We start from the raw sequence: 23,566 nt of genomic DNA, 5'->3' as shown, positions 1-23,566 counted from the left end.
GCCCGGCAGGCGATGGGACGTCTCATGGATGGTCCGGAGCGCGGCAGGAGCATGGCCGTCAACGCTCGAAAGTCGATCCGGATCAGCGGTTGGCGGTGGTGACGGGCGAGGTGCCGTTGTCGAGGCCGACCCAGGCCCGGCCGTCCTGTCCCTCGCGCTTGATGAAGCTGTAGCCGGTGCGCTGCCATGGCAGCACCGCGTTGGTCTTGTTGTCGAGGATCAGGTCGCCCCGGTCGGTGCGCACCATCAGCACCGCGTGGCCCTCGCCGATCTCGTCGATCACCACCGTCATGCGCAAAGCCCGGCGCGGCAGGCGCCGCTCCACCAGCATCCGGCGCTTGAGGAGCTGGATGTCCTCGCAATCGCCGAAGCCGTCATCGGGAAAATCCCAGCGATCGACGACACCCCAATGGGCCATGTCGGTGATTGGCTTGATGCGGGCGTTGACCCGGCGGTTCACGGTCGTGAGCGTGTGCCACAAAGCGGGCGTCAGGCTGACGAGCGCCGGCTCGGAGGGATCGACCGTACATTCGGACGGGTATCGGGCGCAGAAATCGTTCCAGGCGGCCACGGGCCGGGCCGGCGCGCCGGCATCGGCGGCGGTGCCCGCTTCGGGCAGGCTGGCGACGGTGCGGGCTTGGCTCGGCTGGGCCGGCGCTGCGGCGCCGCCGAGCAGCAGCGTGGCGCCAACGAGGGAGAGATGGGCCGCCCGGCGGAGGCGCCGCCTCACGTTCCCGCGGGGGAACGCCGATCCGTCGCCGACGCTCCGAAGCACCGCGTACCGCATGGCCGACCGTCCTGCAGCCCCTGTTTCCCGGCAAAGCTTGCACGGGCCGGCGCCCGGCTCAATACGAAAGTGACGGAAGGATGAAGGCGGAATGCCGCTTATCCGTGTCACGGTGAGACAACCCCGATCAGGCTGGTAATCCGGTCACACCCGCCCACCCGATCGGCGTCAGACGTGCGGGAGCGAACCGCGAAACGGAAAGCCGATCAGCGGTTGGCCGTGGTGACCGGCGAGCTGGCCCCGCCGAGCGAAACCCATGCCAGGGCGTCCTGGCCCTCGCGCTTGATGAAGACGTAGCCGGTCTCGTGCCAGGGCATCACGGCGTTGGTCTTGTTGTCGAGGATGTAGTCGCCGCGGTCCGTGATGAGGGTGAGCACGGCATGGCCCTCGCCCTTCTCGTCGATCACCACCGTCATCCGCATCGCCCGGCGCGGCAGGCCGGCCGCGGCGAGCATCCGGCGCTTGAGGAGCTGGAAGTCCTCGCAATCGCCCGCGCCGTCCTCGGCGAGGTCCCAGCGGTCGGGGCGGCCCCAATGATCCTGATCGGTGATGGGCTCGATCGTCCGGTTCACGCGACGGTTGACCGAGACGATGCTCGACCAGATGGCGGGGGTGAGGGCGATCCGGGCGGGCTCGTCCCGGTCGAAGGCGCATTCTGCCGGATAGGATTGGCAGAACTCGGTCCAGGCCAGGATCGGCTTGGCCGCGGCACCGGGGGTGAGGCCGACGGTCGTCGCGGGCAGGGCGGCCATCTGGGTGGCCGTCTGCGCCTCGGCGCCGCCGACGAAGCCGACGCAGAGGGCCAGAAGCGCCAGCATCCCCATCTGGAGACCCGACTTGAAATGACCCGTCCCGGTGGTGCGCATCGTGGCGTTTCCTTCGAACGAGGCCAGGATGTCGCCGCACCTCCTCCGCCGCGCTGAAGCCGATCCGCGCAATTTTATCGATTCGCCCCGGCAACGATCCGCTCCTGCGCGAGGGCGAATTGCGGCTCACGGATCCGCGGCAAATGCGGGGGATCGCGTTAGGGGTCGGGAAACCCTGAATGCCGCCGCCCGACGGGACCGCGGGCGCACCGACCAGCGCGCTCCGCGCTTGCGCGACGAGGTGCAGGCCCCGTCGCTCGGCTGCGGACAGGATGTGTCTTGGGGTGACCCGGATGAGGGGCCGGCTTAGGAGATCAGGAACAGCCCCGCGCCTCGGCCCGAGCCGGTGATCCTCAGACTTCGGACCGCACGCGGCGAAAAACTCGGTTCAGGAGCCGGCCTGCGCGATGGGGTGTCGGTCCGGCAAGGGCTTCGATGGGGCCGCCCCCGTCACGTCAGAGCGTGATGCCCTCGTGAAAACGGTCGGGCGAGATCGGCAGCATGAACTGGGCGCCGATGCCGCCCTCGAAGTAGCGCACCACCCGCCCGGGCGTGGAGCCGACCAGGATGTGCGCGCCGATCGGCGGCGACGAGGCGGTCGCGAGCGCCACGCCCGACATCGAGATGTCGATGATCCGGGCGGCGATGAACCGGCCGCTCTCCAGGCGCAGGGTCACGCCGGGCTGGTTCGGCACGAGGCGCTCGTTGGTCCGGCCCTCCGGCAGGCCGAGGCTCTCGCGATTGGCGAGCCACATGAGCTGGGACGCGATTTTGTCGCGCTTGCGCGGCGTCGCATTGATCCGCATGGCAAAACCCCGCGGCGGGTGGCGGACGATCACCCCTTCGAGCCGGCCGATCTGTTCGAGATACAGCACCACGCGCTCGTTGAGCGCGCCGATCACGGCGCAGGTCAGGCGGACGCCGCCGGGGGACATGTCCACCGTCTGGCACGGATATTCGCGCCGGTCCGCCAGCATGTAGCGACCGAGCAGAGTCGCGCGCACCCGCTGGTGCCGGCGCTGCTCGGCGGCGTAGTCGGACAGGGTGGGGGCCATCCCGGATCGGGAAAGCTCGGTCATGTCAGCTCGGCAGTCTCGATGTCACAACCGAATCAATAGCCGCGCTGCGGTTACAAAAGGCTTGCAGACACGCCGAACTTGAATCGTGAGCGGGTCACGAAAGCGGGATGGGGCGACGCGGACGGGCCACATGGAGCGCGGTCGTGCCGCGTCGGCCGTCCGGGCAGGCCGGCCCAGCGCCGGGACGAGGCCCCGCGCCGCGCACAGTCAGGCGTTGCTGCGCCCACCCTCGTGAACCAGCAGGTGGCCGAAGCGGACGGGGCGCGCATCGTTGGCGGGTTCGGGCAGGGCGTCCACGAAGGTTCGCATCGCGGCAGGCTCCGGCGCGACCGTTTCCAGCACCCGCAGGGAGACCGCCTCGAGCCGCAGGATCGGGCGGCTGCCGAGCCAGGTCGGGATGCAATGGGGGCTGAGGGCGCCAAGAATGCGGGCCTGGGTCTTGCCGCGGTGGCGCAGGGGCAGGAGCAGGAGTTCGAGATCGAGGGTCTCGTCGCGCGCGGTGAAGCCGGTGAGCCCCGCCACCACGCCCACCGTATCGCCGGTGACGGTTTCGACGAGTTGCCATGGGTCGGAGAAGGCCGGCGGCCGCTCGCCCCACAGATCGCCGAAGGAACTGCCGCGCAATTCGCGCCCGAACAGGGCGCACAGGCGGGTGCCGGCCAGGCGCACCGCGCTCGACCGCCGCGCTGGATCGGTTTCCAGAATGAAGCTGTCGGCGAGCAAATTGCGGATTTCGCCGGGCTCGATCTCACCGCGCTCGGGCGCGGACCGCTCTCCGCGCAGCCGGTCCCAGTAGGTGTGAAGCTGACGGCTGGTCGGATGCTTCATGATGTTCCGCATCGGTACGGCCCGGTTTGAAACGGGCTCGGTTTTCGGTCGGCACGGGACGAAACGCGTCACCGTGCGCCGTTCGTGGTCCTCGTCCGCACACCCTATGCCGTCGCATCCCGGCACGCTCGCTCAACCCATCCTTAACCTTAACGGGCAATTTACGAATTCGGCGGCAATTGACCGACCCCGTGCCGATTGGACCTTGCGGCGCCGCACCTCCCCCCGACATGGTGCGGCATGGATGCTTCTCCCGACCTGCCGCACCAGGGCCGCGTTCCCGTCTTCAACCTGCCGAGAGTCGTCACGGTCTCGATCGCGGTTCTGGCCGTGATCCACGTCGTCCGCACCGTGCTGCCGGATGAACTCGACCTGTCGGTGCTCCTCAACCTCGCCTTCATTCCCGCCCGCTGGACCGCCGCGTTCGATCCCGCATCCGCGGCCGAGATCGTCCGGGCGGCGGGGGAGGGGGCAGGCAGGCCCGACATCGCCACGGCGCGGCAGGAATTCGCCCGCTACCTCGTCGCCGAGCCGTCGGCGATGCCGTGGACCGGCGCGACCTACGCCCTGCTGCACGGCTCGTGGGTGCACCTCATCTTCAACGCGGTGTGGCTCGCCGTCTTCGGCACCCCGGTCGCGCGTCGCTACGGGGTCCTGCGCTACGGCCTGCTGGCGCTCGCCGGCGTCGTGGTCGGTGCCCTGGTCCACCTTTTCGTCGATCCCTACAGCCTGATGCCGCTGGTCGGCGCCTCGGCCGGCATCTCGGCCCTCATGGCGGCGGCGGCCCGCTTCGTGTTCCAGCCTCCGCCGTCCTTCGTCGCCGGGGCACCCTGGCAATTGCCGCCGCGGCCGACGCTGCAGACGATTCCGGAATTGCTGCGCAACCGCCCGGCGGTGCTGTTCCTCGGGGTCTGGTTCGTCACCAACCTACTGTTCGGCGTCCTGGCCCTGCCGCTCGGGGGCAGCGAAGGGCCGATCGCCTGGGACGCGCATCTCGGCGGCTTCGCCGCAGGGTTCTTCCTCTTGCCGCTGATGGAGCGCGGCGCGCGCCCCGCGCGGCATTAAGGGCGTTTCGCGAACGCCCGTGCCGTCTCCGCTGTGAAAGTAGGAGTCGGAGACAAAGCGAAGTTTTGTCAGTCACTTGTAAGGTCAGCCAAGACGAGCTGTGACTTTGGTGCAACGCTGGAGGTTTCTGGAATTGAGACGGCAATAAAAGCGGCCACTCGACCGTCGATAAAATGAACGGAAGCGGATTAAAACAAAACTATCAAATGATCGCTTCGTTCTTGATGGAGAGTGGACCCCGGTGAAACATCGAGCAGCCGTCATCGCCCGTCTCGGGCTCGCCCTCACTGCCACCGCGTGGGGCCTCGGCGGCATCGCCGCCCATGCCGGCTCCGCCGCGCAGCCCGGCCAGACCGTCGGCGTGCCGTTCGGTGCGCCGTTCCCGAAGGGGTTCTACGCCGTGAACCTCTCGAGCTTCGGCGTGCGCGAGACCTCGCCGCTCGATTCCGAGAGCAACATCAACCTGCCGACCCTGCTGTGGGCGACGCCCTTCACTGTGCTCGGCGGGCAGGTGCAGTTCGTCTTCGTCGCGCCCATCGCCGCCTCCAGCGTGCGCGGCAACCCCTACAACAGCGGCTGGGGTCAGCCCCTGCTGGCGGGCCAGCTCGCCTGGGATCTCGGCGCCGGCGTCGGCGTCAGCTACCTTCTCGGCGGCTACCTTCCCTGGGACACCCGCTTCCTGACCCAGTCGCCCTCGCTGAGCCACCGCTTCGCGCTCACCTACGCGGCCAACGATTGGGCCATCACGGGCAACCTGCTCTACGGCCACATCCTGGAGCCGCGCTCGCCCAACGGCGTGCTCTATCCCGACTATCTCAACCTCGACCTCACCGTGACCAAGAAGTTCGGCAAGTGGCAGGTCGGCCCCGTGGCCTTCGGCTCGGTCGATCTCGCGACCAACGTCGTCGGCTACCGGCAGCAGGGACAGATCGCGGTCGGCGGCCTCGTCGGCTACAATTTCGGCTTCATGAACGTGCAGAGCTACGTCACCCGCGACGTGGCCGAGCGCAATTACGGCGGCAAGGAAACCCGCGGCTGGCTGCGCATCATCGTCCCGTTCCTCCAGAACAAGGCCGAGGCCGAGCCGAACCGGACCCTCATCACCCGGCGTCAGGCCGACGGGCGCTGAGAGACGCCTCTCGCGCGTTGAACGCACGACCCGAAGCCGGCTCCGATGGCACTCCGCCCTCGGGGTCGGCTTTTTCGTTGCGCGCTGTCCGCGGCCGACGCGTCGGTGCCGTGCAACGCTTCGCCGATCCGCCCAGCGCATCGGGGCCGGATCGCAGGCGCTCCACCGTCCCACCCTGCACGGTAGTAGTGAATTTTTCTTCCGATTTTTGTTCTTTCATGAACAATAGAGCCTCGTCCGACGCTTGCCAGCGCGACCAAGGCGCCACACACTCGCCAGGGAAGAACCGGGGCCAACCCGGTCACATCCGCTCCCGCACCGCGGGCTGACGGTGCGGTCACCCTTGGGAGGAGACTTCATGACCGTTGCGCGTATCCTGGCAGAGAAAGGCGACTCGGTGGTCACGCTGCCGCCGCATCGCACCATCGACGAGGCGATCCACCTGCTGGCCGAAAAGCGGATCGGTGCCCTCGTGGTCGGCGATGCCGAGGGCCGCGTGATCGGCATTCTGTCCGAGCGCGACGTGATGCGGGCCCTGGCCAGCGAAGGGGCCTCGGCCCTCGACCGCCCGATCTCGCATCACATGACCACGAAGGTCGTGACCTGCACCCGGCGCGCCAGCATCGAAGACGTGATGGAGACGATGACGGAAGGCCGCTTCCGCCACCTGCCGGTGGTGGAGGAAGGGCGTCTCGTTGGCGTCGTCTCGATCGGCGACGTGGTGAAGCGGCGCATCGCCACCGTCGAAGCCGAGCATCAGGCGATGCGCGACTACATCACGATGGCCTGATTTCGGGCCTGACTTCGGTTCGGGTTTCGCGCCCGCATCACCCGCGGCGGCCTCAACCGCGCGCCGCCGCGCTCTCGATCATGCGCCGGATCTCGGGCAGTGCCGCCCGCACCGCCTGCCGGCCGAGGGCGATGCCATCGGCCGCCCGGTGGAACTCGAACTGCCCGAACTCGGCGAGCAGCGGCCGGATCGCGACGTCCGGCGGTTCGCTCGCGAGCCGTGCCCGTGAGATCCGGTCCTGGGTAATGTTGAACGCGTCGAGCATGACGCGGGCGACGCCGGGGCTCGGCCGGCCGACGGAGGGCGGTGGCTCCGGTCTGCGGCGGCGGCCCATGAGGCGCCGGCTCGCGCCGCTGAGCAGGGCCCAACGGCCCCGGCGGCGCACGGTGGCCTCCAGCGTCTGCTCGATCGCCCGCTCGATCGGCTCGTCGGGAGCGTCGAACAGGGGATCATCCTGCTCGGGGCGGATCACCGTCGCGGGCGCGCGCGTCTCGCAGGCAAGGTTCACGCAGATGACGAGGTCGGCGCCGAGTTCGCGGGCGAGGCGCACGGGCACCGGATTCACCAGCGTCCCGTCCATCAGCAGGCGCCCCTCGAGCGCGACGGGTGGGAAGATGCCGGGGATGGCGTAGGACGCCCGCACCGCCTCGACCAGGGGGCCGCGGGACAGCCATACTTCGTGGCCGGTGCCGAGTTCGGTCGCCACGCTGGCGAAGGCGAGGCGCAGATCCTCGATGCGGAAACCGTCGAGTTCGCGTGCGAGGCGGCGGCGCAGACGCTCGCCCGCGATCAGGCCGGATCCGGTGATGCGCGGGTCGAGCAGGCCGACCACCCGGCGCCGGGTGAGCGAGAGCGCGAACGCCTTGAGGGCACCGATGCGGCCCGCGGCGTAGGCCCCGCCGACGACGGCACCGATGGAGCAGCCCGCGACCACCTCCGGGAAGATCCCGGCTTCCTCCAACCCCTCGATCACGCCGATATGCGACCAGCCGCGGGCCGAGCCGCCGCCGAGGGCGAGACCGATGCGGGGGGAGCGGAAACGCGGCACCACCGGTTCCACGGTCCCATCCGGAAAATGGGACACCGCGGAACGGGACGCCTCGATCCTCATCGATCCGGGTCGGCCGGAGCGAGGGTGACGGCGCCGCTCGCGGGGGCGCGCTCGACCACGCGGTAGAAGCAGGAGCGGCGGCCGGTATGGCAGCAGCCTCCGTCGCCGCCGACTTCGACCCGGATCAGGAGCGCGTCCTGATCGCAATCGACCCGCATCTCCACGACCCGTTGGATCTGCCCGGAGGTCGCGCCCTTGTGCCAGAGTTCACCGCGGGAGCGCGACCAGTACCACGCCTCGCCGGTCTCCAGGGTGCGGGCCAGCGCCTCGGCGTTCATGTGCGCGAGCATCAGCACACGCCCATCCCCCGCATCGACGGCGATGCAAGCCACGAGTCCGTCGGGGCCGAAGCGCGGCGTCAGCCTAGCGCCCTCCTCGACCTCGGCGCGGGTGCCGGGGGAAGCGAATGGTTCGGTCATGGTCGGAGGCTCGTGCGCCTCAACCCTTCTGGTTCCGAACGAAGGTCAGGAAGCGGACCTGCTCGGACGCATCGTTCTTGTAGACGCCGCGGAACTGCGTGGTGATGGTGGAGACGCCGGCCTTCTGCACGCCGCGCATCGCCATGCAGAGATGCTCGGCCTCGATCATCACGGCGCAGCCGCGGGGCTGAAGGATGCTCTCGATCGTGTCGGCGATCTGCGCCGTCATGGTCTCCTGCGTCTGCAGGCGACGGGCGAAGGCATCGACCACGCGGGCGAGCTTGGAGAGGCCGACCACGCCCTTGGTGGGATAGTAGGCGATGTGGGCGAGCCCCATGAACGGCACCATGTGGTGCTCGCAATGGGAGTAGAACGGGATGTCGCGCACCAGCACGGCGTCGGAATAGCCCTCGACCTCCTCGAACACCCGCTCCAGCAGCGCGTCCGCGTCGGCGCGATAGCCGCCGAAGATCTGCTCGTAGGCCTTCACCACGCGGGCGGGGGTCTCGATCAGCCCCTCGCGGGTCGGATCGTCGCCGGCCCAGCGCAGGAGCGTGCGCACGGCGGCCTCCGCCTCCTGCCGGCTCGGACGGCCGAGCGCCACCTCGTTCGGCACCCGCTGGGCCGATTCGGGCAGGGGCGCGATATCGGGGGTGATGTCGGGACGGCCCGGATCGTTGGCGCCGCGCATTCCTTGCAGGCCCACAGCACTCATGCGTCGTTCGTCGTCGCTCATGCCGTAGGACAGGGATTTGAGAGCGGCATCCATGGCATCTCCGGCCTTCGCCAAACGCGCCTTCAGGGTGGTGCTGTCGGGCTTGGCGTACATCGTCGATCCGTCCGGGCGTCTTAAACGTTCAAGTGCCGACGCCCTCGAACGATCCGAATCCTGGGCCAGGGCGTGACCGGGGTCGACGGTACCATTCTCGCGGAATGGCGGTGTCGCGCCTATATCGTCGCAATCGCGCCGTCGCGCAATGCATGGCATGCGTATCTGGCGCAACGAATCCTGCGACCTCACTCGAACAGGCGCTGCGAAAGGCGTGTCAGCTATGATCGACGACATCTATAACCGCCGCATCCTAGAACTGGCCGCCGATATTCCTCGCCTCGGCCGGCTGGCGGCACCGGATGCCACCGCCACGGCCCATTCCAAGTTGTGCGGATCGACCGTCACCGTCGATCTCAGCCTGGATGCGGACGGCGTCACGGTCGCCGACTTCGCCCACGACGTGAAGGCCTGCGCGCTCGGGCAGGCCTCCTCCTCGCTGATGGCCCGCCACGTCGTCGGCGCGACGGCCGAGGAACTGCGCGCGGTTCGCGCGCGGATGCGGGCGATGCTGAAGGAGAACGGCCCCGCGCCGGAGGGCGAATGGGCCGATCTCGCCGTGCTGGAGCCGGTGCGCGACTTCCGTGCCCGTCACGCCTCCACGCTCCTGACCTTCGACGCCGTGGTGGACGCCCTCGACCAGATCGCCGCCCGCAAGGATTCCGGTAAGGGTGCCGGTTCGCCCGAAGCGGCCTGAGCCGCGTCCCGGACGGCAGGCGCCGGTTTTTCGGACAGAAGACGATGCGACAAGAGGGAGCCGACCGCCGCGTGGTTCGCCGGGCGGCGCACGGAGCGATCCGCGCCTACCAGCTCACGCTGTCCGGGCTGATCGGGCGCCAGTGCCGGCATTGGCCCACCTGCTCGGCCTATACCGACGAGGCGATCCAGCGGCATGGCCTCTGGGCCGGCGGATGGATCGGCTTTGCCCGCATCTGCCGCTGCGGTCCGTTCGGTACGCACGGCATCGACCTCGTCCCCGAACACCTGCCGGAGCGGGCCGCATGGCACCGGCCCTGGGCTTACGGCCGCTGGCGCGGTGTCGAGGCGCCGCCGCCCCTGGTGTGTGAGGCGGTGGAAGAGCGCCGCTGAGGGATTCTCTTATCCCGGGCCTCGTGCCGCCACCGCGCCGCCCGTCTCTCGTGCGACGGGTGCCAGCAGGGCTGCGGACCCTTCGGCCCGGCGAATGCGCACATGAAAAAGCCCCGGCCTTTCGGCCGGGGCTTTCTCTCGTTTCGGTCGCTGCGTCGTCGCTTAGCGGCGGTCGCCGAGCAGCGAAAGCAGGAACTGGAACATGTTGATGAAGTCCAGGTACAGCGTCAGGGCGCCGTTGACGGACATCTTGGCCGCACCCTCGGCATCGAGGCCGCTGTAGAGGTACATCTCCTTGAGCTTCTGCGTGTCGAAGGCGGTCAGGCCGGCGAAGATGAGGACGCCGAGCACCGAGATCGCGAACTGAAGCGCGGAAGAGGCCAGGAAGAGGTTCACCAGCGAGGCGATGATGATGCCGATCAGGCCCATCATCAGGAACGAGCCCATGCCCGACAGGCTGCGCTTCGTGGTGTAGCCGTAGAGGCTCAGGCCCGCGAAGGTCGCCGCCGTGATGAAGAACACCCGCACCACGCTGGCGCCCGTGAACACGAGCAGCAGGGTGGACATCGAGGCGCCCATCACCGCCGCGAAGGCCCAGAACATCATCCGTGCGGACGAGGCCGACATGCGGTCCATCCGGAACGAGAACACGAAGATGAAGGCGAGCGGCGCCAGCATCAGCACCCACTTGAAGGGGCTGGTGTAGAGGAACTGCCCGAACGGGGTCAGAGCGAGACGGCCGGCACCGGTCTGGGCGACGGCGGCCATGTTGAGGGCGAGCGCCACGAGACCCGAGATCCCGAGGCCGACGACCATGTTGTTGTAGACGCCCAGCATGAAGCTGCGCAGGCCCTGGTCGACTTCGACCTGAGAGCCGGCGTACCCCTGCGGCTGGGCGCCGGCACGGAACGGGCTGTTGTCGAATGCCATGAAAGTTTCCCTTGAAACCTCTCGGCGCGGAGTTGTGACGGGGTCCACGCGCGACCCCTGGCGCACCGGGCGCGCCTCATGCTCGAATATGTTCGCTTGAAGAACCATAAACAAGTGGGCCTTCAGCGCACGGCCGCGTTTTCAACCTTCCTGGATAACGAAGATTTTTGTTGTTCGAATGGGATGAAAACCTTCGCTCAATCGTGGTGATGCGTTTTCAGAACTGACGGAGATAGGCAGCCGGCTTTTGTCCCAGGATGCGCCATGTGCCCGTCAGGCCCACGGCCACCGCGAAGATCACCGCAAAGGCCGCGACCGCAAGCGCGCCCATGGGGTCGGGGGCGAAGTCGAGGCGCATCACCCGGGACACGATCACCCAGCCCGCGGCCGAGCCGGCCAGGATGCCGAACAGCGCGGTGATGAGCCCGAGGGCGCCGTATTCCAGGGCGTAGGCCGAGAGCAGCCGCATCCGCGTGGCGCCGAGCACCTTCAGCACCACCGCGTCGTAAAGCCGGGCGCGGTGGCCGGCGGCGAGCGCCCCGGCCAGAACCAGCAGGCTCGCGAGCACCGCGACGACGCTGGCGCCGCGGATCGCCAGGACCAGCTTGTGCACGAGGTCGTTGACGGCATCGAGCGCGTCCTTCACCCGCACGCTCGTCACCGAGGGGAAGGCTTTCGCGGCATCGCGAACCACCTCCGCCTCCAGCTTCGGGTCGGGTCCGTTGGGCAGCGTCAGGGTCGCGAGGTCGGCATGCGGCGCGCCGCGGAAGGTGCCGGGGGAGAACACCATCACGAAGTTGATGCCGAGCGAGCGCCACTCGATCTTGCGCAGGTTGGCGACCCGCGCGGTGATCGGGCGGCCGAGCACGTTGACGGTCACGGTGCTGCCGACCTTGAGCCCGAGGGCGCGCGCCAGTTCGAGATCGAACGAGACCAGCGACGTGCGGCCTTCGTCCGCGCTCCACCACGCACCCTCGACGATCGACGAGCCGTCGGGCGGGGTCTCGGCGTAGGTGATGCCCCGGTCGCCGTCGAGCACCCAGGCGGCGTCCTCCGGCGGCTTGATCTGCCCGGCCGGTACGCCGTTCAGCGCCGTAATCCGTCCGCGCATCATCGGCACCCGTTCGATCTTGGCATCGGGCGCGCGGGCGCCGAGGAAGGCCGAGAAGGCGTCCGCCTCGCGCGAGGGCACATCGAGAAAGAACAGGCTCGGGGCACGGCCCGGCAGCGAGCTTTCGAGCGCGCGGGTGATGTTGCTGTCGATGGCGCTGAGCGTCACCAGTAGGGTCGTGCCGAGGCCGAGCGAGAGCACCACCGCCGGGGTCAGCGCGCCGGGGCGGTGGAGGTTGGCCAAGGCCATCCGCGGCACCATCCCCTTCGGCCGCGGCAGGCGCGCGGCCAGCGCCATCAGCCCCGCGGCGACGAGGCGCAGGCCGCCGAAGGCGAGGGCGGCCGCCGCCATGAAGATCAGCGCGACCTTGCGGTCGAAGGCGGTGACGAGGGCGAGGCCCGCGAGCGCGAGCAGGGCGGCGGCGAGCACGGCGAGATAGCGCCAGCGCGGACGGCGCGCGGCCGGATCGACGGCATCGCGGAACAGCCCGGCCACGGAGACGTCGTGGGCGCGCCCGAGCGGCAGGATCGCGAAGGCGAGCGCCGTCAGCAACCCGTACGCGGCGGCAAGCGCGAGGCGGGCCGGGGCGATCTCGGGGTTGAGCGGCAGCGGAAGCTGGTCGCGGAGTGCAAGGTCGAGGAGGAACGGCAGCGCCGCGCCGACGGCGAGACCAAGCACGGTGCTGATCGCGGCGATCAGCATCACCTGGATCAGGTAGAGCGCGACCACCTGCGAGCCTGGCGCGCCGACGCTCTTGAGTGTGGCGATGGAGGCCTGCTTGCCATCGACGAAGGCGCGCGCGGCATTCGCCACGCCGACCCCGCCGACGATGAGCGCGGTCAGCCCGACGAGCGTCAGGAACTGCGTGAAACGCTCGATGCCCTTGGCGAAGCGCGGATCGGCGTTGTCGCGCGCGCGCATCTCGAACCCGGCCTCGGGCAGCGCCTTCTGCACCGTCGCGTTGACGACCGTCAGGCGCGCGTCGTCGGCACCGGGCATCTGCAGGCGGTAGGTAAAGCGGTTGAGGCTGCCGGGCTGGATCAGGCCGGTGGCGCGCAGCGCGCTGAGCGAGACGAGCAGGCGCGGACCGAACCCGATGCCGGAGCCGATCCGGTCTGGCTCGGAGACCAGGGCGGCGCGGATCTCGATGGGAAAGCCGCCGAGCGTCACCCGGTCGCCGGGTTTAAGTCCGAGCCGAGTCAGCAAGGCCGGATCGGCGGCCGCGCCGAAAACGCCGTCCCGTTCCGCGATGAGATCCTGCACCGGTCCCTGCGGGTCCGTCTCGACCGTGCCGACCGCCGGATAGCTCGGATCGACCGCCTTCAGCTCGACCAGGGCCGCGCCGCCATCGCCCGCCACCGCCATGGCGCGCAGGCTCGCCACCTCCGAGACCGGCGCCTGCCCCTCCAGCACGGCGCGCTCGGCCGGCGTCGCCTCGCGGTTGATCAGGCTGTAGGTGATGTCGCCGCCGAGGATCCGCCGGCCCTCGCGCCCGAGCCCGCCCGAGAGCGAGGCGGCGATCGAGGTGACGCCGCTGATCGCCGCGACGCCGAGCGCGATGCAGGCGATGAACACCCGGAAACCCGAGAGACCACCGCGCAGCTCGCGCAAGGCCAGCCGGAGGGTCAGCGGCAGACGGGAGGCGGGGACCGGCTTCGAAGAATCCGGCTGGGACAACGTGCCGTGCATGCGGGCTCGAGCGTTTCGCCACCGGTCGGGCCGGCGGGGCCAATCTGGGCATTGACGCGGCGCACGCAACTGCTCGCACCGCCGCATCGGATGCCTGCGCGCTCGGGCAGGGTCACGGCACCGTCACGGGAAGGTCGATCGTCACCCCTGTCCCGACCCCCTCCTCGCTGTCGATGGCGATCTGCCCGCGCAGGGTCGAGACGACGAGATTGTAGACGATGTGCAGGCCGAGCCCGGTGCTGCCCTTGTCGCGTCCGGTGGTGAAGAACGGGTCGAAGATCCGCTGAAGGTTCTCCCGCGGGATGCCGCGTCCGTCGTCCCGCACCGTCATCCGAATCTGCGTGTCGCCGAGCCGGCTCACGTCGACGAGAAGCGTGCCGGGGCGGCCCTCGGGAAAGGCGTGGATCACGGCGTTGAGCGCGAGGTTGCTGACGACCTGCGCCAGCGCGCCGGGATAGGAATCGAGGAGGATGCCGTCGGGACAGGCGAGCCGGACCTCGTGGCCTTTGCGCCGCAGGATCGGATCGAGCGTGCTCATCAACTCGGTGAGCCAGGGGCGCATCTCGAAGCGGCGCCGGTCCTCCGTCGCCTGATCGACCGCCACCTGCTTGAAGTTCTGAACCAGATCGGCGGCCCGCGTCAGGTTGGCGAAGACCAGACCCGCGCCCTCGCTCAGCCGATCGACGCTCCGCGTCAGGTCGGACCGGCGGATCTGCCCCGAAGCGACGGTCCGGCGCAGTTCGGCGAGGTCGTGGTCGAATGCGGTCGAGGTCGTCAGCGCGAGGCCGATGGGCGTGTTGATCTCGTGCGCCACGCCCGCCACGAGCTGGCCGAGCGCGGCGAGCTTCTCGGCCTGAACCAGTTGCGCCTGGGCGGCGCGCAGTTCGGCCAGGGTGGCCTCCGAGCGCTCCTTCTCGACCTGCAATTCCCCCGTGGTCCGGAACTGGCGCCGCGCGCGAAACTCCCGTGCCCCGACTCCGTAGAGCGAGAGCGCGTAGGCCGCGCCGATCTCGGCATTGTTCACGAGGGCCAAGCCGGGATTGTCGTGCGTCGCGATGGTCTCGAACAGGGCAAAGCAGGTCCAGGTCAGGACGGCGAACACTCCGAACGAGGAGACCCTCAGCGGCAGCAGCGTCGAGACGAACAGGATCACCACGATCAGCCCCGCTGCGCCATGATCGAAGCTCGGCCGCAGGAAGACGTAGATCAGGCTGAGCATGCAGCCCGGCACGACGCAGTAGACGAGGTAGATCCATTCCGCGAAAGGCCGGGCGTCCGGCCGGCTGAGCAGGAGGGTCGCCGGCACCAGGACCAGGACGGCGACGGCGAGCCGCAGCGCGGTGGCCATGGCCCAGGCATCGGGACTGAGAATCCAGTCCATGGCCGAGAATGAGCAGAAGACGAAAGCGCCCAGCACCATCGCGGCCTGCGTGCGGCCGAGATCGTCGAGCGTGAAGCTCCTCACGAACGACTGCTCCTCGTGGGGATCGTCGAAGCGAAGGCCGAGCTGAATCAGCAACTTGTGCATCGCGTCAGAGCTACACGCCGCGATGGGTCCGGGCGACGTCAAACGCGATCCGTTCCGCGGCTTTCCCCAGACCCTTCCAAGCACCGGCGCCAGCCGCTACACCGACAGCCCTTCGATCCGCCGAGCATCGGAAAGCCAGCCGTGTCGTCCCTGCGCCTGGGCGTGAACATCGATCACGTCGCCACCGTCCGCAACGCCCGCGGCGGGTTCGCGCCCGATCCGGTGCGCGCCGCCCACGAGGCCGTGGCGGCGGGCGCCGACGGCATCACCGCGCATCTGCGCGAGGACCGCCGCCATATCCGCGACGCCGACATCGCGGCGTTGCGGAAGCTGCCGGTGCCGCTCAACCTCGAGATGGCGGCGACCGACGAGATGGTCGGCATCGCGCTCGCCACGCAGCCGCACGCCGCCTGCCTCGTGCCGGAGAAGCGCGAGGAGCGCACCACCGAGGGCGGCCTCGACATCATCGCCGGCCGCGCGCATCTGGCCCCACGCGTCGCCACCCTGTCGGAGGCCGGCATCCGCGTCTCGCTGTTCGTCGAGCCCGACGAGGCGGTGATGGAGGCCGCCCACGCCCTCCAAGCGCCGGTGGTCGAGCTGCATACCGGCTCCTATTGCGAGGCGGTGATCGAGGGCGATCAGAGCCGAATCGCCCACGAACTCGGCCGCATCGTGCGGGCCAGTGCGCATGGCGCCGGGCTCGGCCTCGAGATCCATGCCGGGCACGGCCTCACCGTGGAGAGCGTCGGCCCCGTGGCGGCGCTGCCGCAGATCCGCGAGCTGAACATCGGCCATGCCCTGATCGCCGAGGCGATCTTCGTCGGCCTGCGGCAGGCGGTTCACGACATGCGTGCGGCGATGGACCGGGCACGGCGGAAGGCTGAGCCGTGATCCTCGGCATCGGCACTGATCTCTGCGACATCCGCCGCATCGAGTCCTCGCTCGAACGCTTCGGCGACCGCTTCACCCATCGCGTCTTCACCGACGGCGAGCGGGGCAAGTGCGACCGGCGTGCCGCGCGCGGGCCGTCCTACGCCCGGCGCTTCGCCGCCAAGGAAGCCTGCGCCAAGGCGCTCGGCACCGGCATGAGCCAGGGCGTGTTCTGGCGCGACATGGAAGTGGTCAACCTGCCCAGCGGCCAGCCGACGCTCAACCTGACCGGTGGTGCGCGGGAGCACCTCGCTCGCATGGTGCCGGCGGGGCACGAGGCGCGGCTCCACCTGACGTTGACCGACGAGCCGCCCCTCGCGCAAGCCTTCGTGATCATCGAGGCGGTGCCGATCACGGCGACATCATAGGTTTGCATCCGCACATCCTCCGCGTTGCGGGGCGGCGCAGCATAGTCTAGACCCGCCGCCCAGCAGGACAGCACGGCCACCTGGGACGCGGCTGCCGATCTTACGGCGGGGCCGGAGGCTGTTTCAATCATGAGCATGGGACGCGCGCGCTTGGATCGCGAGGGCAAGACGGAGATCCGGACGGCCGAGCCCGGAACCTGGGCAAGCATCCGGGAAACCGTGAAGGTCGGCGTTCAGGCGCTGTTGATCGCGCTGGTGGTGCGGACGCTGCTGTTCCAGCCGTTCAACATCCCATCGGGCTCGCTGATTCCGACGCTGCTGATCGGCGACTACCTGTTCGTCTCGAAATACACCTACGGCTACTCGAAATACTCCCTGCCGCTCTCCGAGTACCTGCCGTTCCAGGCGAATGGCCGGGTCTGGGCCGCCGAGCCGAAGCGCGGCGACATCGCCGTGTTCAAGCTGCCGAAGGACAACGCGACCGACTACATCAAGCGCGTGATCGGCCTGCCCGGCGACAAGATCCAGGTGATCGAGGGCGTGCTCAACATCAACGGCAAGCCGGTCAAGCGTGAGCGCATCGCCGATTACGAGACCCTGGACGCCTTCGACCAGACGGTGAAGGTCGCGCAGTATAACGAGACGCTGCCGGGCGGCGTGACGCACCGGGTGATCGAGCGCGACGGCGACCGCGGCTTCTGGGACAACACCGAAGTCTACACGGTGCCGGCCGGTCACTTCTTCATGATGGGCGACAACCGCGACAACTCCACCGATTCGCGCGACCTCGCCAGCGTTGGCTACGTGCCGTTCGAGAACTTCGTCGGCCGCGCCGAGATGATCTTCTTCTCCATCGACGAGCGGACCCCCGCCTGGCAGATCTGGCGCTGGCCGTCGGACGTGCGCTGGAGCCGCATCTTCTCGACGATTCACTGACCTTTTTACGAACGTGACAGCGACGGAACGATCCGCCGGTCTGCCTCGGGGCGGACGGCGATGAGCGAGGACGGCGAAGGCGCCGCTCGCTCCAGCCGCGCCCGGCGTGCGCATCGCCCGCGGCCGAGCCTCGCGGTGCTGGAAGCGCGCATCGGCCATGTCTTCGCCGACCCCACGCTGCTGCCGTTGGCGCTCACCCATGTGAGCAAGGCCGGCCAGTCCGGCCGGGTCGGCAGCTACCAACGCCTGGAATTCCTGGGCGACCGGGTGCTTGGGCTCGCGGTGGCGGAGACGCTCTACAAGGCGCTGCCCGGCGCGGAGGAGGGCGAGCTGTCGCGCCGCCTCGCTGGCCTCGTGCGGCGCGAGACCTGCGCCGTGGTGGCCGAGGCCTGGGAGGTCGGGCCGCATCTCAATCTCGGCCCCGGCGAGATCCAGACCGGCGGGCGGCGCAACCAGACCATTCTGGCCGACGTCTGCGAGGCGATCCTCGGCGCGGTGTTCCTCGACGCCGGCTACGAGGCGACGCGGGCGATCGTGCAGCGCGCCTTCCGCCCCGGCGAGGAAACCGCGGCCCCGCGCGGGCGTGACGCGAAATCGGCCTTGCAGGAATGGGCAATGGCGCGCAGCCTCGCGATCCCGGTCTACGAGGTGGTGGAGCGCTCGGGACCCGACCACGCCCCGGTCTTCCGGATCGCGGCGCGGGTCGAAGGCATCGAGCCCGGCTACGGTGAGGGCGCCTCGAAGCGCGTCGCCGAGCAGGAGGCGGCCCGCGCCGTACTCGCCCGCGAGGGCATCGGCGGGACGCAGGGACAGGATGGATCGAGTGGTTGAGTCGCGGATGGTCGAATCGGATGTCTGAGCACGAGCCGGAACACGAGGCTGACGAAGACGGCGCCCCGCAGGAGATGCGGCAGGACGTGCGGGACCAGCCGCGCGAAGAGACGCGCGCGGGCTTCGTCGCGCTGATCGGCGTGCCGAATGCGGGCAAGTCGACCCTGCTGAACGCGCTCGTCGGCGCCAAGGTCTCGATCGTTTCGCGAAAGGTCCAGACGACGCGGGCGCTGGTGCGCGGCATCGTCATGGAGGGCAACGCGCAGATCGTGCTGGTGGACACGCCCGGCATCTTCGCCCCGAAGCGCCGCCTCGACCGGGCGATGGTGCATTCCGCCTGGAGCGGCGCGGCGGATGCCGACGCGATCTGCCTGCTGATCGATGCCCGGAAAGGCGCGGACGAGGAGGTCGAGACCATCCTGCGCCGCCTGCCCGAGGTGAAGCGGCCCAAGATCCTGATCCTCAACAAGATCGACCTGATCGCCCGCGAGCGCCTGCTCGAACTGGTGGCCAAGCTCAACGCGATGGTGCCGTTCGAGGACACCTTCCTGATCTCGGCGCTCAAGGGCGACGGCATCGCCGACCTGCGCAAGGCGCTGGCCGCACGGATGCCGCCGAGCCCTTGGCTCTATCCCGAGGATCAGATCTCCGACGCGCCGCTGCGCATGCTGGCCGCCGAGATCACCCGGGAAAAGATCTACGACCGCCTGCACGAGGAACTGCCCTACCGCTCCACCGTCGAGACCGACCAGTGGCAGGTTCGGCCCGACGGCTCGGTGCGGATCGAGCAGACGATCTTCGTCGAGCGCGAGAGCCAGCGCTCGATCGTGCTGGGCAAGAATGGCCAGACCATCAAGGCGATCGGGCAGGCGGCCCGCATCGAGATCACCGAGGCGGCCGAGGCCAAGGTGCACCTGTTCCTGCACGTGAAGGTCCGCGAGAACTGGGCCGACGATCCCGCGCGCTATCGCGAAATGGGCCTCGAATTCCCGACCGGCTGACCTCTATTCCCTCATCCATCCCATCCTCGTCCTCATCCTGAGATGCCCGCGTGAGCGGGCTTTGACGGATCCTCCAGGGATCGCGCGGGATCTGGACGATCCTTCGAGGCCGCCGCTCCGCGTCGGCACCTCAGGATGAGGGCGAGGGCTGGACGGATCATGATGCCGATGGCCACAGCCTGAATGCCGACTCCTATGCCCCATACCGATTCCGACATCCGGGCCATCCTCTACGGCCTCCCGCCGGCCGATCTGGCGGAGGTGCCTGAGGGCGCTGCCCAGGTGTCGCCGCTGATCCCCGGCTCCGCGCGGCTGGAGGATGTCGCTGAAGCGAGCCTCGATGCGGCCCTGCTGCTGGCCCCGCCCGGCACGGCGGAGCGGCGCTACGCGCTGGCGCTCGCGATCCGGGCCGTGAAGCCCGGCGGGCGGCTGGTGGCGATGGCGCCCAAGGACAAGGGCGGCACCCGGCTCGCCAAGGAGCTGCGCGGCTTCGGCTGCGCCGTCACCGACGAGCCGCGCCGCCACCACCGCATCTGCACGGCGACGCGTCCCGAAATGCCCGCCGGCATCGAGACGGCTCTGGCGGGCGGCGCACCGCGCCACATCGACAACCTCGCGCTCTGCACGCAGCCCGGCATCTTCTCCTGGGACCGGCTCGATCCCGGCAGCGCCCTGCTGCTGCGGCACCTGCCCGCTCTCTCGGGGCGCGGGGCCGATTTCGGCTGCGGCCTCGGCATCCTGGCCCGCGCGGTGCTGAAATCGCCGAAAGTCGCGTCGCTCGCCCTCATCGACATCGACCGCCGCGCCATCGAGATGGCCCGCCGCAACGTCGGCGAGCCGGGCGCGACCCTGCACTGGGCGGACCTGCGCAGCGCCGAGCCGGCCCTGTCGGGCCTCGACTTCGTCGTCACCAACCCGCCCTTCCACGATGGCGGCGCCGAGGATCAGGCGCTCGGCCAAGCCTTCATCACCCGCGCGGCGGCGGTGCTGCGGCCGAGCGGAACGCTCTATCTCGTCGCCAACACCCACCTGCCTTATGAGGCGCCTCTGCGCGCGGCCTTCCGAACCGTCACGACGCTGGCGACGGAGGGGGGCTACAAGCTGTTCGAGGCGCGCAAATGAAGGCGCTCCGCCTCGACCGATTGCTGGCCAATCTCGGCTACGGCTCGCGCCGCGAGGTCGAGGGACTGGCCCGCGCCGGTCTCGTCCGGCTCGACGGGCAGGCCCTGCGGGACGCCTCGCAGCGCATCCCGCTCGAGCCCGACCTCTCCGCCCGCATGACGGTGCAGGGTGAGGCGCTCGATCCGCTGCCGGGCGTCTGCCTGATGCTGCACAAGCCGCTCGGCGTCACCTGCTCGCACAAGGAGGTCGGGCCGCTGGTCTACAGCCTGCTGCCCGAGCGCTGGCGGCGGCGCGATCCGGCGCTCTCCACGGTCGGGCGCCTCGACAAGGAGACCTCGGGCCTCCTGCTCATGACCGATGACGGCGCGCTCCTGCACCGGATCATCTCGCCGAAGGCCAAGGTCTCCAAGCGCTACCGGGTGGCGCTGGCCCGCCCGCTCCAGGGCGACGAGACCGCGATCCTCGCCTCGGGCGAGATGATGCTGGAGGGCGAGGACAAGCCGCTCCTGCCGGTGGAGATGGAGGCCGACGACCCGACCCATTGCACGGTGACCCTGCACGAGGGCCGCTACCATCAGGTCCGGCGGATGTTCGCCGCGCTCGGCAACCATGTCGATGCGCTCCACCGCGACCGCGTCGGCGGCCTGGCGCTTCCGGCCGACCTGCCGGCGGGGGAATTCCGGATCCTGGGGCCGGGCGAGATCGCTACGGTGTTCGAGGGGTAGCGGGTTTATCCCGCCACGGCCCTGCGCCGTGCAAGGCGCCGGTCGAGGAGAACCAGCGCCCATCCGACGCCGAGGAAGGCCGCCGCGATCGCCCCGGCATAGGCCGCGACCGGACCCCAGCCGATCTTCCCCACATCGAGGAACGGGTAGGGGTAGCGCGCATCGTAGGCGCCGCGCAGGAGCGTGTAGCCGAGGTAGATCAGCGGGTAGCTCGCAAACAGCGCGAGGTCGCGTCCTGCGAGGCGCCCCTTCGGCACGAAGGCGAGCCAGAACAGCGGCACCAGCACCGGCAGCACTTGGTGGAGCAGGATGTCGCCGATTAGGTCGCCGCCGCGCAGGGTCCTGACCCCGTAGAGCAGCAGCCGCTGCACGAGTCCGACGAGCAGGGTCGCGAGCACCGTCATTGCGACGAGCCGGGGCTGGGCCAGGGCTGGCACCCGCAGGGCGATCCCGCCGAACACCGCGAGGACGAGGAGCCCGGTGAGGTTCGTGAAATAGGCGGCCATGATCCAGGCCGTGAGCGGCACCGAGCCGGTTCGCCCGAATACGGCGGAGAAGCCGAACCCGACGCCGACGGCGGCGCAGAGCGCGATCAGGGAAGCGGCGAGGCGGGCGGAGTGGGAAGTCATCGTTCGCAGCGTCGGCATCCGAGTCGAGGTGTCGTTCTGGCCGCGCTTCGCGACCCGGCGATGACGCGTGCTGCTTCCGGCCGCGGCGCCGGGGTGATGAAGCGTCGCGACAAGAGATTGGGATTCTGGGTCAAGTCGCGAGCGTTGAAATCCGGTTCCAGCAAATGTGAAGGTTCGGGCGGCACGGCGCATCCCGCATTCTTCGCGCCGGTGCCGATTCTTCGACTGAGGACACCCCATCATGTTCGGGCGGATCGTCGTTGTCGCGGGGCTGCTTTTCGCCCCACTCTCCGCCCTGGCCGTCGAGACCGCGCCGACCGAAGGCCAGGACTACGCCGCGGCCAAGGGCTGGTACGAGAAGGCCGCCGCCGCGGCGCGACGCCACCGCCATGCACAAGCTCGGCCTTCTCTACGAAGAGGGCCAGGGCGTCGCGCAGGATTATGCCGCTGCCCGAGGCTGGTACGAGAAGGCCGCCGCCAAGGGGCTGGCGGAGTCCATGTACAATCTCGGCATTCTCGACGAGTTCGGCCGGGGCGTGGCGCAGGACTACGCCGCCGCCAAGGGCTGGTACAACAAGGCAGCCGCCGCGGGTGATGCGGACGCCATGCAGAAGCTCGGCTACTTCTACGATGTCGGCCAGGGCGTGCCGCAGGACTATGCCGCGGCCAAGGGCTGGTACGAGAAGGCGGCGGCCGGGGGCAGCGCCAGCGCCATGAACAATCTCGGCGTGCTGTACGAGAACGGGCAGGGCGTGAAGCAGGACTATGCCGGCGCGAAGACCTGGTACGAGAAGGCCGCCGCCGCCGACACTGCGGACGCCATGCGCAGCATCGGGCGTCTGTATCTCAACGGCCTCGGCGTGACGCAGGATTATGCCGCCGCCAAGGGCTGGTTCGAGAAGGCCGTGAGCGCGGGCAGCGCGGAGGCCATGAACGACCTCGGCCTTCTCTACGAGGACGGGCAGGGCGTTGCGAAAGACGATGCCGCCGCCAAGGGCTGGTACGAGAAGGGCGCCGAGGCGGGCAACCCGTTCGCCATGACCAATCTCGGCTCTCTCTACGAGAACGGCCAGGGCGTGAAGCAGGACTACGCCACGGCCAAGCTCTGGTACGAGAAGGCCGCTGCGGCCGACAACCCGGATGGCATGCGGGGGCTCGGCCTCCTCTACGGGAACGGCCGGGGCGTGACGCAGGACTACGCGACGGCCAAGCTTTGGTACGACAAGGCCGCGAACGCGGGCAGCGCCTTCGCCATGAACGATCTCGGCATCCTGTACGACAACGGTCAGGGCGTGAAGCAGGACTACGCGACGGCCAAGCTCTGGTATGAAAAGGCCGCTGCGGCGGGCAATGCCCAATCCATGTACAATCTCGGTGCCCTGTACGAGAACGGCCAGGGCGTGAAAAAGGACTACGGAGCGGCCAAGCTCTGGTACGAGAAGGCGGCGGATGCGGGGAGTCCGGAGGGCATGTCCGCCCTCGGCACCCTCTACGCCGAGGGGTGGGGCGTGGCGCGCGACCGGAGCGCCGCCAAGCTCTGGTATGAAAAGGCCGCCGCCCTCGGCGACACGGGCGCGATGCAGAAGATCGCCGCCCTGTTCGAGAAGGGCACGGGCAAAGCAGGCGCCAAACGCTAGAGCGCATTCCGACGAAGTGGTCACCGGTTCGTCGAAAGAATGCGCGTCAAAACAAAAACCTAGAGGCGTCGGCCTGATGCAATCAGGTCGGATACGGCTCTAGCGCGTCGTCCCGAAGGGGCGAGGCCGGCTTTCGC

Annotated in this window: 24 protein-coding genes; 13 read left to right on the top strand and 11 right to left on the bottom strand. The window is 69.3% G+C overall.

The window, feature by feature from the left end:
- Positions 1 to 82: 82 nt before the first annotated feature.
- From M2437_RS21865 to M2437_RS21850, 4 genes are all read right to left on the bottom strand, one after another.
- A complete protein-coding gene (locus M2437_RS21865) occupies positions 83 to 787 on the bottom strand; it encodes a transglutaminase-like cysteine peptidase (protein WP_056460949.1) in 705 nt (234 codons plus the stop codon).
- Between the two features lie 206 nt (positions 788 to 993).
- Entirely contained in the window at positions 994 to 1,653 is a 660-nt protein-coding gene (locus M2437_RS21860) for a transglutaminase-like cysteine peptidase (RefSeq protein WP_253388683.1), read from the bottom strand.
- Positions 1,654 to 2,108: 455 nt separating this feature from the next.
- Positions 2,109 to 2,732 carry a PilZ domain-containing protein gene (locus M2437_RS21855; RefSeq protein ID WP_003603905.1) on the bottom strand — a complete coding sequence of 208 codons (624 nt, stop codon included), beginning with the start codon at positions 2,730 to 2,732 and terminating at the stop codon, positions 2,109 to 2,111.
- Positions 2,733 to 2,939: 207 nt separating this feature from the next.
- On the bottom strand, positions 2,940 to 3,560 hold the full coding sequence (locus tag M2437_RS21850) for a PAS domain-containing protein (protein WP_015950924.1): 621 nt from the start codon (positions 3,558 to 3,560) through the stop codon (positions 2,940 to 2,942).
- Positions 3,561 to 3,800: 240 nt separating this feature from the next.
- Between M2437_RS21850 and M2437_RS21845 the strand changes: the two genes are divergently transcribed.
- The 3 genes from M2437_RS21845 to M2437_RS21835 all read left to right on the top strand — a co-directional run bounded on the left by M2437_RS21845 (position 3,801) and on the right by M2437_RS21835 (position 6,544).
- Positions 3,801 to 4,625, top strand: coding sequence for a rhomboid family intramembrane serine protease (locus M2437_RS21845; protein WP_082291198.1), 825 nt, complete (start codon positions 3,801 to 3,803; stop codon positions 4,623 to 4,625).
- Positions 4,626 to 4,866: 241 nt separating this feature from the next.
- Positions 4,867 to 5,754, top strand: coding sequence for a transporter (locus M2437_RS21840; protein WP_056460940.1), 888 nt, complete (start codon positions 4,867 to 4,869; stop codon positions 5,752 to 5,754).
- A gap of 358 nt (positions 5,755 to 6,112) precedes the next feature.
- On the top strand, positions 6,113 to 6,544 hold the full coding sequence (locus M2437_RS21835; RefSeq protein ID WP_003603909.1) for a CBS domain-containing protein: 432 nt from the start codon (positions 6,113 to 6,115) through the stop codon (positions 6,542 to 6,544).
- Positions 6,545 to 6,596: 52 nt separating this feature from the next.
- On the opposite strand, the gene M2437_RS21830 is transcribed toward M2437_RS21835, so the two are convergent.
- The 3 genes from M2437_RS21830 to folE are packed head-to-tail and all read right to left on the bottom strand — an operon-like array spanning position 6,597 to position 8,843.
- Positions 6,597 to 7,655 carry a patatin-like phospholipase family protein gene (locus M2437_RS21830; protein ID WP_253388682.1) on the bottom strand — a complete coding sequence of 353 codons (1,059 nt, stop codon included), beginning with the start codon at positions 7,653 to 7,655 and terminating at the stop codon, positions 6,597 to 6,599.
- Entirely contained in the window at positions 7,652 to 8,074 is a 423-nt protein-coding gene (hisI, locus tag M2437_RS21825) for a phosphoribosyl-AMP cyclohydrolase (protein WP_253388681.1), read from the bottom strand. The genes M2437_RS21830 and hisI overlap by 4 nt, the downstream gene beginning before the upstream one ends.
- Before the next feature lie 19 nt (positions 8,075 to 8,093).
- Entirely contained in the window at positions 8,094 to 8,843 is a 750-nt protein-coding gene (folE, locus tag M2437_RS21820; RefSeq protein ID WP_480235633.1) for a GTP cyclohydrolase I FolE, read from the bottom strand.
- 283 nt (positions 8,844 to 9,126) lie between these two features.
- Here folE and M2437_RS21815 point away from each other — a divergent pair, with 283 nt between their 5' ends.
- Positions 9,127 to 9,600 (top strand): iron-sulfur cluster assembly scaffold protein, encoded by a 474-nt coding sequence (locus M2437_RS21815; protein ID WP_056460928.1) that lies wholly within the window; start codon positions 9,127 to 9,129, stop codon positions 9,598 to 9,600.
- 44 nt (positions 9,601 to 9,644) lie between these two features.
- Positions 9,645 to 9,992 (top strand): membrane protein insertion efficiency factor YidD, encoded by a 348-nt coding sequence (gene yidD, locus M2437_RS21810; protein ID WP_253388680.1) that lies wholly within the window; start codon positions 9,645 to 9,647, stop codon positions 9,990 to 9,992.
- Between the two features lie 162 nt (positions 9,993 to 10,154).
- On the opposite strand, the gene M2437_RS21805 is transcribed toward yidD, so the two are convergent.
- From M2437_RS21805 to M2437_RS21795, 3 genes are all read right to left on the bottom strand, one after another.
- Positions 10,155 to 10,922: a Bax inhibitor-1/YccA family protein gene (locus tag M2437_RS21805; RefSeq protein ID WP_003603916.1), complete on the bottom strand. Its 768-nt coding sequence runs from the start codon at positions 10,920 to 10,922 to the stop codon at positions 10,155 to 10,157.
- 217 nt (positions 10,923 to 11,139) lie between these two features.
- Positions 11,140 to 13,722 (bottom strand): ABC transporter permease, encoded by a 2,583-nt coding sequence (locus tag M2437_RS21800; protein WP_253388679.1) that lies wholly within the window; start codon positions 13,720 to 13,722, stop codon positions 11,140 to 11,142.
- A gap of 112 nt (positions 13,723 to 13,834) precedes the next feature.
- Entirely contained in the window at positions 13,835 to 15,250 is a 1,416-nt protein-coding gene (locus tag M2437_RS21795) for a sensor histidine kinase (protein WP_253388678.1), read from the bottom strand.
- 141 nt (positions 15,251 to 15,391) lie between these two features.
- On the opposite strand from M2437_RS21795, the gene M2437_RS21790 reads away from it, so the two are divergent.
- From M2437_RS21790 to M2437_RS21760, 7 genes are all read left to right on the top strand, one after another.
- On the top strand, positions 15,392 to 16,141 hold the full coding sequence (locus tag M2437_RS21790) for a pyridoxine 5'-phosphate synthase (RefSeq protein ID WP_253388677.1): 750 nt from the start codon (positions 15,392 to 15,394) through the stop codon (positions 16,139 to 16,141).
- Positions 16,138 to 16,548, top strand: a complete 411-nt coding sequence (gene acpS, locus M2437_RS21785; RefSeq protein WP_015822743.1) for a holo-ACP synthase — start codon at positions 16,138 to 16,140, stop codon at positions 16,546 to 16,548. Before M2437_RS21790 ends, acpS begins: the two co-directional genes overlap by 4 nt.
- A gap of 129 nt (positions 16,549 to 16,677) precedes the next feature.
- Positions 16,678 to 17,484 (top strand): signal peptidase I, encoded by an 807-nt coding sequence (gene lepB / locus M2437_RS21780; RefSeq protein WP_003598773.1) that lies wholly within the window; start codon positions 16,678 to 16,680, stop codon positions 17,482 to 17,484.
- 60 nt (positions 17,485 to 17,544) lie between these two features.
- Positions 17,545 to 18,315 (top strand): ribonuclease III, encoded by a 771-nt coding sequence (gene rnc / locus M2437_RS21775; protein ID WP_012253717.1) that lies wholly within the window; start codon positions 17,545 to 17,547, stop codon positions 18,313 to 18,315.
- Between the two features lie 20 nt (positions 18,316 to 18,335).
- A complete protein-coding gene (gene era, locus M2437_RS21770; RefSeq protein ID WP_253388676.1) occupies positions 18,336 to 19,316 on the top strand; it encodes a GTPase Era in 981 nt (326 codons plus the stop codon).
- 195 nt (positions 19,317 to 19,511) lie between these two features.
- Complete coding sequence (locus M2437_RS21765) at positions 19,512 to 20,438, top strand: class I SAM-dependent methyltransferase (protein WP_147018292.1); 927 nt, start codon at positions 19,512 to 19,514, stop codon at positions 20,436 to 20,438.
- A complete protein-coding gene (locus M2437_RS21760) occupies positions 20,435 to 21,163 on the top strand; it encodes a pseudouridine synthase (RefSeq protein ID WP_253388675.1) in 729 nt (242 codons plus the stop codon). Before M2437_RS21765 ends, M2437_RS21760 begins: the two co-directional genes overlap by 4 nt.
- A 5-nt stretch (positions 21,164 to 21,168) precedes the next feature.
- Here M2437_RS21760 and M2437_RS21755 read toward each other — a convergent pair whose 3' ends face one another.
- On the bottom strand, positions 21,169 to 21,792 hold the full coding sequence (locus M2437_RS21755; protein WP_253388674.1) for a Pr6Pr family membrane protein: 624 nt from the start codon (positions 21,790 to 21,792) through the stop codon (positions 21,169 to 21,171).
- 389 nt (positions 21,793 to 22,181) lie between these two features.
- On the opposite strand from M2437_RS21755, the gene M2437_RS21750 reads away from it, so the two are divergent.
- Positions 22,182 to 23,429, top strand: a complete 1,248-nt coding sequence (locus M2437_RS21750) for a tetratricopeptide repeat protein (RefSeq protein WP_499007040.1) — start codon at positions 22,182 to 22,184, stop codon at positions 23,427 to 23,429.
- Positions 23,430 to 23,566: the final 137 nt, after the last annotated feature.

It is taken from the genome of Methylorubrum pseudosasae, assembly GCF_029504475.1.
Lineage (GTDB): Bacteria > Pseudomonadota > Alphaproteobacteria > Rhizobiales > Beijerinckiaceae > Methylobacterium > Methylobacterium extorquens.
This window is presented reverse-complemented; position numbering and strand designations above follow the sequence as displayed.

Coding starts and splice junctions, on each gene's coding strand:
- M2437_RS21815 (WP_056460928.1), top strand. CDS start 9,127: ATGATCGACGACATCTATAACCGCCGCATCCTAGAACTGGCCGCCGAT.
- M2437_RS21755 (WP_253388674.1), bottom strand. CDS start 21,792: ATGACTTCCCACTCCGCCCGCCTCGCCGCTTCCCTGATCGCGCTCTGC.
- hisI (WP_253388681.1), bottom strand. CDS start 8,074: ATGACCGAACCATTCGCTTCCCCCGGCACCCGCGCCGAGGTCGAGGAG.
- M2437_RS21800 (WP_253388679.1), bottom strand. CDS start 13,722: ATGCACGGCACGTTGTCCCAGCCGGATTCTTCGAAGCCGGTCCCCGCC.
- M2437_RS21830 (WP_253388682.1), bottom strand. CDS start 7,655: ATGAGGATCGAGGCGTCCCGTTCCGCGGTGTCCCATTTTCCGGATGGG.
- M2437_RS21795 (WP_253388678.1), bottom strand. CDS start 15,250: ATGCACAAGTTGCTGATTCAGCTCGGCCTTCGCTTCGACGATCCCCAC.
- M2437_RS21750 (WP_499007040.1), top strand. CDS start 22,182: ATGCACAAGCTCGGCCTTCTCTACGAAGAGGGCCAGGGCGTCGCGCAG.
- folE (WP_480235633.1), bottom strand. CDS start 8,843: ATGGATGCCGCTCTCAAATCCCTGTCCTACGGCATGAGCGACGACGAA.
- rnc (WP_012253717.1), top strand. CDS start 17,545: ATGAGCGAGGACGGCGAAGGCGCCGCTCGCTCCAGCCGCGCCCGGCGT.
- yidD (WP_253388680.1), top strand. CDS start 9,645: ATGCGACAAGAGGGAGCCGACCGCCGCGTGGTTCGCCGGGCGGCGCAC.
- M2437_RS21845 (WP_082291198.1), top strand. CDS start 3,801: ATGGATGCTTCTCCCGACCTGCCGCACCAGGGCCGCGTTCCCGTCTTC.
- M2437_RS21760 (WP_253388675.1), top strand. CDS start 20,435: ATGAAGGCGCTCCGCCTCGACCGATTGCTGGCCAATCTCGGCTACGGC.
- M2437_RS21805 (WP_003603916.1), bottom strand. CDS start 10,922: ATGGCATTCGACAACAGCCCGTTCCGTGCCGGCGCCCAGCCGCAGGGG.
- M2437_RS21765 (WP_147018292.1), top strand. CDS start 19,512: ATGCCCCATACCGATTCCGACATCCGGGCCATCCTCTACGGCCTCCCG.
- M2437_RS21865 (WP_056460949.1), bottom strand. CDS start 787: ATGCGGTACGCGGTGCTTCGGAGCGTCGGCGACGGATCGGCGTTCCCC.
- M2437_RS21855 (WP_003603905.1), bottom strand. CDS start 2,732: ATGACCGAGCTTTCCCGATCCGGGATGGCCCCCACCCTGTCCGACTAC.
- M2437_RS21850 (WP_015950924.1), bottom strand. CDS start 3,560: ATGAAGCATCCGACCAGCCGTCAGCTTCACACCTACTGGGACCGGCTG.
- M2437_RS21835 (WP_003603909.1), top strand. CDS start 6,113: ATGACCGTTGCGCGTATCCTGGCAGAGAAAGGCGACTCGGTGGTCACG.
- M2437_RS21860 (WP_253388683.1), bottom strand. CDS start 1,653: ATGCGCACCACCGGGACGGGTCATTTCAAGTCGGGTCTCCAGATGGGG.
- lepB (WP_003598773.1), top strand. CDS start 16,678: ATGAGCATGGGACGCGCGCGCTTGGATCGCGAGGGCAAGACGGAGATC.
- era (WP_253388676.1), top strand. CDS start 18,336: ATGTCTGAGCACGAGCCGGAACACGAGGCTGACGAAGACGGCGCCCCG.